This is a genomic window from Tepidanaerobacter sp. EBM-49 (genome assembly GCF_001896645.1).
In the GTDB taxonomy this organism is placed as follows: domain Bacteria; phylum Bacillota; class Thermosediminibacteria; order Thermosediminibacterales; family Tepidanaerobacteraceae; genus Tepidanaerobacter; species Tepidanaerobacter syntrophicus.
Genome location: NZ_MPPE01000026.1, coordinates 1 through 7,766 on the forward strand (window position 1 = coordinate 1; position 7,766 = coordinate 7,766).

Below are 7,766 nucleotides of genomic sequence, written 5' to 3' on the forward strand. Positions count from 1 at the left end.
CAAATTAATCACCTGCTTAAATTTTTGCCAATAAGTTTGCTTTTAATGGTTTCTTTCCCTGTCCTTGTGGTATCTCTATGCCTTGAAACTTAGCATAATTTGCAACTACTCCGTCATCCAGATCTATTTTTATCCTTTGATTTGCCACATGGGCAATCACTTGGTCATACTCAAGGCATTCCTGTATCTGTTTTTGTAGCTTTTCCTTTGCCTTTCGGGCATTATTCTTTTCTCGCAGTGATAGGTTTGAATCTATGATTACATCAAGTCTTTTTATCTCATCCTCATATTTTCTCTGAAGTTTATGAAGATAGTCAATTCTAACTCGGGCTATGGTATTTTCATCATACCTGTGCATATATATAAGCGCTTTAAACCCATCCTGCCTTCCCGAATCAAGCAGCCAGTATATTGGCCTTTGTTTATATATCTGAACATGGTCTTTATAAAAATCCTTTAAGAAGTAGCGGCGCAGTGCCTGGCGAGAAGTTTCAGACTCCCGTTTCCCTATACTTTCAGCTATATAGTCGAGATTTTCTTCTAATTTTTCCTCTCCAAAAGTCACCTTTAAAAATTCAATAAATCTTGCAACTATATCATCTTCAAAATACTCTTCATCGGTTATGGGGATTATGTTGTCAGCTACAGGAGCAAAAGTAGCGTCAACCCAAGTATCTTCCAATATATTGTTATCCTCATCCTTGGTCAGCTTACGAACCTTCCATTGCCCGTTTTCTATCTTCCACTTATCGCTCCACTCTCCTCCTGCATAAACTAATCCTTCCACGTCAAGAGAATACCTTCCCAGCATACAGCCTACTGCATAGGAGATAAATGACTTAATGTCCCGCTCCCTGTCGGCTTTACTTACCGTTACATCTTTTTCATCCACTTCAGGAGTAAGCTCATCTTCAAGACCATAAATCTTGATAAATATTCGGTTTAATTCTTCTTCATTTGCCTTAAGTTGGTAAAATTGTTTTTCCGCAAACTCAGCCCAGTTGTTAAAGGCTTGTTCTATGGTGTTGGCATCACCTTTGTGTGTGAGTATGGGATGTTTTTTAAAATCCCACGAAGTTTCAAAGGAATCCCAGTCGGTTTTGGAGAAAATACAGTTTTGTTTTACAATAATTACTATGTTTTCTTTTTTGTGTTCAGATTTTGGGAATATGATAGGTATACTCGCAATATCTCTCGGCTGATAATTCAACGTAGGATTGCTTATAGCTAGATACATTTGTGCAACTTTTGTATTTAATAAGCCTGCAATAAAATATAAATTCTTAGTAAGAAAAATAGATGAACCACCAGAATCAAAAATCCTCCCACTATCCACGATCCTCGAAGAAAACTTATAGGATGTTACAGCAGACCATGTAATGCATGGTTTAAAATATTTATCCTCATTTCTTACTGATGCAAGCTTTTTACCTTGAGAGTTTTTATAGTTTTTGATATCAAACCCATCATTTTCCCAATTTACAACATATTCGTCAAACCCTTTCCATCTCCGGAATCCCCCTCCTTTGCTATATGGGAACCATTTTAAGCCACTATTTTTAGCATCATTTCTATTGCAGAATCCAAAACCTATATTATTATTGCTGACTTCATGCCAAAATCTTAAAAATTTATTGTTATTTGCTGTTGTCATGCCAGTCTTCGGTGACCCTAACTCTCCTAAGGAAATTCCTTCGCAAAAGGTATTTATTACTTTAACGTTCACCCAATATGCAATCGGGCTGCCTGGAATTTTAGAAAAATCATTGGATGATGAGGTATATCTATAATCAACATCTGGGTTTCGAATCGCTTCCAAAGTTTTTATAGGCTGATTTTCTGCTCCTCTAAAATCCGATAATCTTATATATTCTCCTGTCTCACCGGTATTTGAATTTCTCAAGGTAAATGTACAAATAGGAACAGTTGCTCCATCAAATCCAGAATACTCTAATTGAATCAAGCTAGTGATAGCTTTAGATTCAATTATCTTTTTCCTTAATTTTTCATATGTTGTTATAAACATCCACACAAAAGGAGACATGAATGCTAAATGGCCATGCTCCTTTGCATATTCATAGTTCCGTTCAATAAACACAGAAAATAAATCTGTTTTTACATCACTATAATTTGAATCTACATACTTTTTAAGATCCGCATTCATATTTCTTCGCCCCATATACGGCGGGTTGGTAACCACTACATCATATTTACCGCTCATTATCTTGGCCTGTTTTATAAGGGGCGGGAGTTTTTCAAGTAGGATTTGTTTATGCCCAAATTCAAATATATCGTCGGGATGATTTTGTCGAATTTCCTCTAATCGGTTTCCTATTTTATCAAAATCAAGCTTTTTCACTTCTAAGATCGAACCATATTCCTTGGCATCTTGAAATACATGGATAAGGTATCTTGCCTGGATTTCAAAATCCATATCTGACAAGTCATCTTTGCCTTTTATCTTTTCTTCCAGCTCTGTCCTTGAAATAAACTTTTTTCCGTCGGCAAAGTATGTAATAGTTTCTTCAGGTATTCCATTACTTTCTTGGATGGAGCACAAATTTATATCTATGTTTTCATGAAATATTCGCCTGTTTTTGCTTCTGGCTTTCATCATCACTGCAAAGTAGGCAAGCTGACCTGCTCGATCGTCAATATCCATACCGTAAAGGTTATTTTCCAATATGAGCTTAGGTATCTCCCGTTCAGAGTAACCGGCACTTTTATATATATCAAAAAGCACATCAAAGGCATAGACTAAGATATGACCGCTGCCCATGGCAGGGTCCAACACTTTTATCTCTTCCGGTTTCATATTCTTACTTTCTGCCCTTATCTTTTTTAACTGTTCCTCAACTTCCGGCTCCTGCTCAGCCTCATCCAAATAATACGTCCACCTACTCTTTAGTTCTTCATCGGGATGACCTTCCAGCCACAATCGCCCCAAAGAGTTTTCTACCATATACTTTACTATCCATTTTGGGGTAAAAAGCTGAGTTGCGGCAGGAATTTTTTCTTTAGTTATCTTTTGATTTTTCTTAAGACCTGCAAAAACCTCATCTTTCTTTTCTGAAATATAGTATTGGTAGAGCCAACCTATTATCTCTACTTGCTCTTTGAAGTATTCCTCCGGTATGTCTGATACAAGACGACGTATTATTGAGCCTTCTGATAGTAAGTTTTTAGGCAATAGTATATCAGTATAATCACCTATTTCTTCGAAAAGTCCCGGAAGAATATCATTTAGCTTGTTGCACTGTTTGACCAAAAGGTATCTGAATAATTCTTCCGTATCATTTTCATCTTTTAGCCTTGCGACTACTTCTTGGTTTAAATCAAGATCGATATGCTCGGCATATGTGATGATATCCGGTTCTGTTTTCCCCGGTTCTTCCGATGACAAGACCCTTACCCCTGTGGGAAGATAACCGTTTACCTCCATAAACCTTAGAGCTATAATTCGGTTAAACCAAGTATAGGCAACTTCTTCAACTACTTGCTCGAATCCTTTTTCGCGGACCTTAGCTTCAAGGCTTTTTCGCTGATCTATTTCAAAGGGCTTGAGTTTCTTCCCGTTTATTCTTACATAGTCTTTTGACACTTCTTCAGGCTTTTTTATTTCATTTTTGGTGATTCCAAGTTCATAGGCTCTTTGAGAAATATCCTCAATTAATTTGTTTCTGGCCCATACGGCATAGTTTTTTATCAAACTTTTGTCCATGACAAATCTCCTCTTTTGCTTCAAATAAAGCTATCTTTATCAGTTATATTAGACTAATTTAATTATAGTCTCTTCGTCTAATTTGCTTTCGAGTTTTTCCTTTATTTCAGCCAATAAATTGTCTATATCTCTTCGGGATTCAATAGTTCTGCTTCTCGGCAGTATACTGGCAAGGCTAACGTTTACAGTCTTTCTAACTTTGTATGGCGTCCCTCCTTCTCCATCATGGAGCGGTCCAGAATGTGTTGGTTCCGTCTTTCTTGATTCAAGCTCTTTTTGTATTGTATCAAGACATCGAATTTTTAGTGTTTCACTTAATTGTGTCAGCCCATAAATCTCTGCAAGGTTGTTAGAGTGTTCTAAGGTATTTAATAAATCATCAAAACTATTTTTGAATTTTGCAGTATATTTATCTCCAAAATCGCATAAAGCAAGTTCTTCTATAACTTTGTTGCGACTTTCTTCTATAGAAGTTTTGATAGGCTTGCTCTCTTCCTCCAATAATTTGGCAAATTCAATATTGAATTTGTTAATTAAATCCGGTAGCCTGGGTATGTCGTTATAGGGTTCTTTCATGTTTACTATGGATTTTATATCCTGTATATATTTTGCTATAATGGGATTTGTTAAATAATCTTTGTTTTTTTCATAAATTTTTATTTTAGCAAGCGCATCATTAAAGATCTCTTTTTGCTTTCCATCCTTGTTAAAGAAGTTTTTGACTTCCGGGGAATAATCCGCATATTCCAGCAGAGCATCCTTGTCTTGATATAGAGTATCGAAAAATTCCTTGGCATCATCTATAGATGATATTTTTTTAAATAACGCTAAACCTTTTTCTAATATTTCTTTACCTGGATAAGGCGCAATATCGTATTCTTCAAGGATTTGTTCGATTTTATAAATTTCTGTTTCAATTAACTTATTAAATTCTCTCATAATGCCATCTTCATCATTTGGAAGAGCTGTTATGTGAAAAAGCTGCTGACATAAATTTTTCGCATTGGTTATCTGAAAAGGAGGAACCTTTATTCTTTTTTCTATCAACAAACGCTCAGCGTAGTCCCTTTTAGTTAAATAATTTATCAGGTTCTTATCTTCAATGCTTAGATATTTGCTGTTAAGTTGAAGTTTAATCTCTTGTTCTTTGAAGAGTTTTGCAACAAGACCTTCGATGTCTAATTCATTCCACCCATAAGGGGCTTTTGAAAAATGATTTAATATGGAACGCATAGTGACAGGTATGTTTCTTAATGTATTTCTTTCTATATGATTTGCCACTTCATTTAAGGCTAATTTGTTATCGTTCTCTTCTTCTAAGGACACTTGGACTATATTATGTGTCAATATATTTTCAATATCCTTAGGAGAATCTACGAATTTATCTATATAGTGAAGTTTATGATATATATCTTCTATCAAAATTTTTAAGCCTTCATTTATTCTGTCAATGGGATTTTTTTCTCTAATATCGAGTTTCTGTGAATTAGCATATATTTCTGCTGATTTTAATGCTTCTTTGATAAGCTCTTTTGTTCTATTCAATCTCGTAGTTGTTTCTCTTATTTTCCTATTTTTTATATCTTCAATTTCCGGCGTAGACATGCTTCCTCCTGTCTTGCGAAGAAAAGCTTCAGTTCTCAGTACTTCTTCTATTTCTTCCAGAAAGGCAGTATCTTGCGGTAGTTTTATAATTAAATTATTTTCTCTTTCCGACATAAGCTTAAGTTCCTGCTCAGTCAGCTCTGACTGTGTTTCATAATAAGGCGTTATGATTTTTATGCCAATATCATCAGTTGGACTTCCTCTGTATAGCCTATCATCGACATTTTGATTGAAGGAAAAATTATATCGCTGAGAGTACTTGTATTTTTTCTCGGGAAAAATATCCTCGAAAATAATTTCAGATATTTTTCTGATTGTTTCAGACATCTCTACATTCATGTTTTTGATTTCCCTATTGATGTCCTGTTCTTGATGAGTTAGAAATATATATTCATCCCCGGTTTTTTGAACAAGGGTTTCTCTTATTAAACGTTTTAGTGAATTTTCAACTTCTTTTTTTATTTCTAGTTTATCATCATCTATATGATTAACCATAAGGGTTGTGAGGTTTTCAATATTTGCTGGAATTTCTTCCACGTATCTTATCATAAAAAGTAATTTCAATAATTCTACATCAAAGGGCTCTAATTTTTTATTTTCTTGGGCGTGATATATTACCGTTCTTATTCCCGAATCTAAAAAAGCTTCAATTGTATCGTAAAAAGCATAAAAAGGTATAAGGATTCCTACATCTTCGTTTGTAAATTTTATACATGATTCTTGAAAAGCGCTTAACATGGAGCGTTCACCTTCTGACAGGTGTTTGCCCGAGGAACCGTGGATGCGAACTGAAGTAAGAACCTCTTGCATCAATTTAAATTGATAGGGAATAAATGGGTAAACCTCTATAAAATCTTGTGCATCCGTATATGTCTTCTTCTCAGGTGTATTAGCTGAGAATGTGATGAGATTTCTTATTACTGAACTTTTATTTTCGTATAATAATTTAAGTGTGTCTTTTGCAACATCATTTTTTAATAAAATCCTCTTTTTTATAACTTCATCTACATTTGCACTGGAAAGTGAAAGCCGAGTATCGAATCTGCCTTGGATTTTAGAAAAATCATTGCGTCTTGTGCCTTTCATATTTATCATAGAATCAATATCTTGTTGGCTTGTTACTATAACCCAGGCCTTTCCCCCACATTCGGTTCCCAAATCTTCTACTACAGTTTGCAGATTCAACATAAGGTCAGAATCATCACCTATATACTGACCCATTTCGTCTACAAGAAATACAACATGATGATTATTACCTTTGCTTTCAATATATTCTCTAACTCTTTTGGCAAATTTATCAACACTTAAAGTGTAGTTTTCTTCTGCTTTGTTGTACCAGTTTCTGGCTGCTTCTTTACTCATTTTGGTTGATTTTGCAAGTGCCTCGATTATTGCGTCCTCTTCGTAATATATATCTTCTCTGGCATCAACCCACTTTCTGCCTGATATTTCTTTAAAAGCTGCTTTGAAGTCATCATAAGTCCCGTCTAAAGTCATCTGTCTTTCCAGATCAGCTACCCATGGAATGGAACCGCAAAAACCCTGCATATCGTTAAAAACCCTCATAAATACTTTTACAATAGCATCCTTATTTGCCTTAGAATCGGAATCACTCTTAGAATCAATATTAAATAAGATAACATCTGTAGGAGTTTCTCCGGCAAGTTTCATGTCTGCCAAGACCATTGGATCTTGTATTTTATCATTAAAGTATGTAATAGCTTTTTTACCTTCAACTTCTCTATTTTCCAGTAAATATGACAATATTTTTAAAAAGTGCGATTTACCGCTACCGAAAAAGCCAGAGATCCAGACACCCATTTTATCCGTATAACCAAGTATACTCTTCTTATATGCTTTAAAAAAATCATCAAAGTGTTTTGATAATTCTTGAGTTACTACATATTCTTCCAGTTCTTGATATACGTTTTCATCATCTTCTTGACCTATTTTGATAACTCCCTTAATATCTCTGGTGATATCTTTATAAAACATATCCTTGATCTTCATATATTCTCACCCCAATTTACTTATATTCCTCAATGAATCTAAAAGCTCTGTAATAGTTATCATCTTTAATCTCATCAAGTAAGACAAGGGAGCCGCCATCATAAGTCCCTGGAAAAAACATCACTAGCGGAACCTCGTCCACCACTGGGTGCAAGTTGTTTAATATAGTATGAGAACGTATAATAGGCCAAGCCTTGCCTACTCCTGTTAAAAAAATTATGTCGCCTTCTTCAACTCGATCCTTTATGTATTTGATGATCAAATCATCAGCAGTTGTAAGTCTTAAAGCCTTTTTGGCAGCATTAAATACATATTCGCTTCCCTTTTTTCTTTCCATTTCGAAATTTTTTTCGAGATATCCTTTTGAGTCAAGAATTTCTAACATTATTTCATATAAATCGAATTCTTTTATTTTAAATCCATAGTTCCC

3 protein-coding genes are annotated in these 7,766 nt (G+C 34.8%); all 3 read right to left on the bottom strand.

Annotated features, from left to right (window positions below):
• Positions 1–16 precede the first annotated feature (16 nt).
• Positions 17–3,721 (bottom strand): BREX-1 system adenine-specific DNA-methyltransferase PglX, encoded by a 3,705-nt coding sequence (gene pglX, locus BUE08_RS04290; RefSeq protein ID WP_286680411.1) that lies wholly within the window; start codon positions 3,719–3,721, stop codon positions 17–19.
• 48 nt (positions 3,722–3,769) lie between these two features.
• Positions 3,770–7,336, bottom strand: a complete 3,567-nt coding sequence (gene brxC / locus BUE08_RS04295; RefSeq protein ID WP_286680412.1) for a BREX system P-loop protein BrxC — start codon at positions 7,334–7,336, stop codon at positions 3,770–3,772.
• Between the two features lie 16 nt (positions 7,337–7,352).
• Positions 7,353–7,766 (bottom strand): DUF1788 domain-containing protein (locus BUE08_RS04300; RefSeq protein WP_286680413.1); only part of this gene is annotated, 414 nt, incomplete at its 5' end.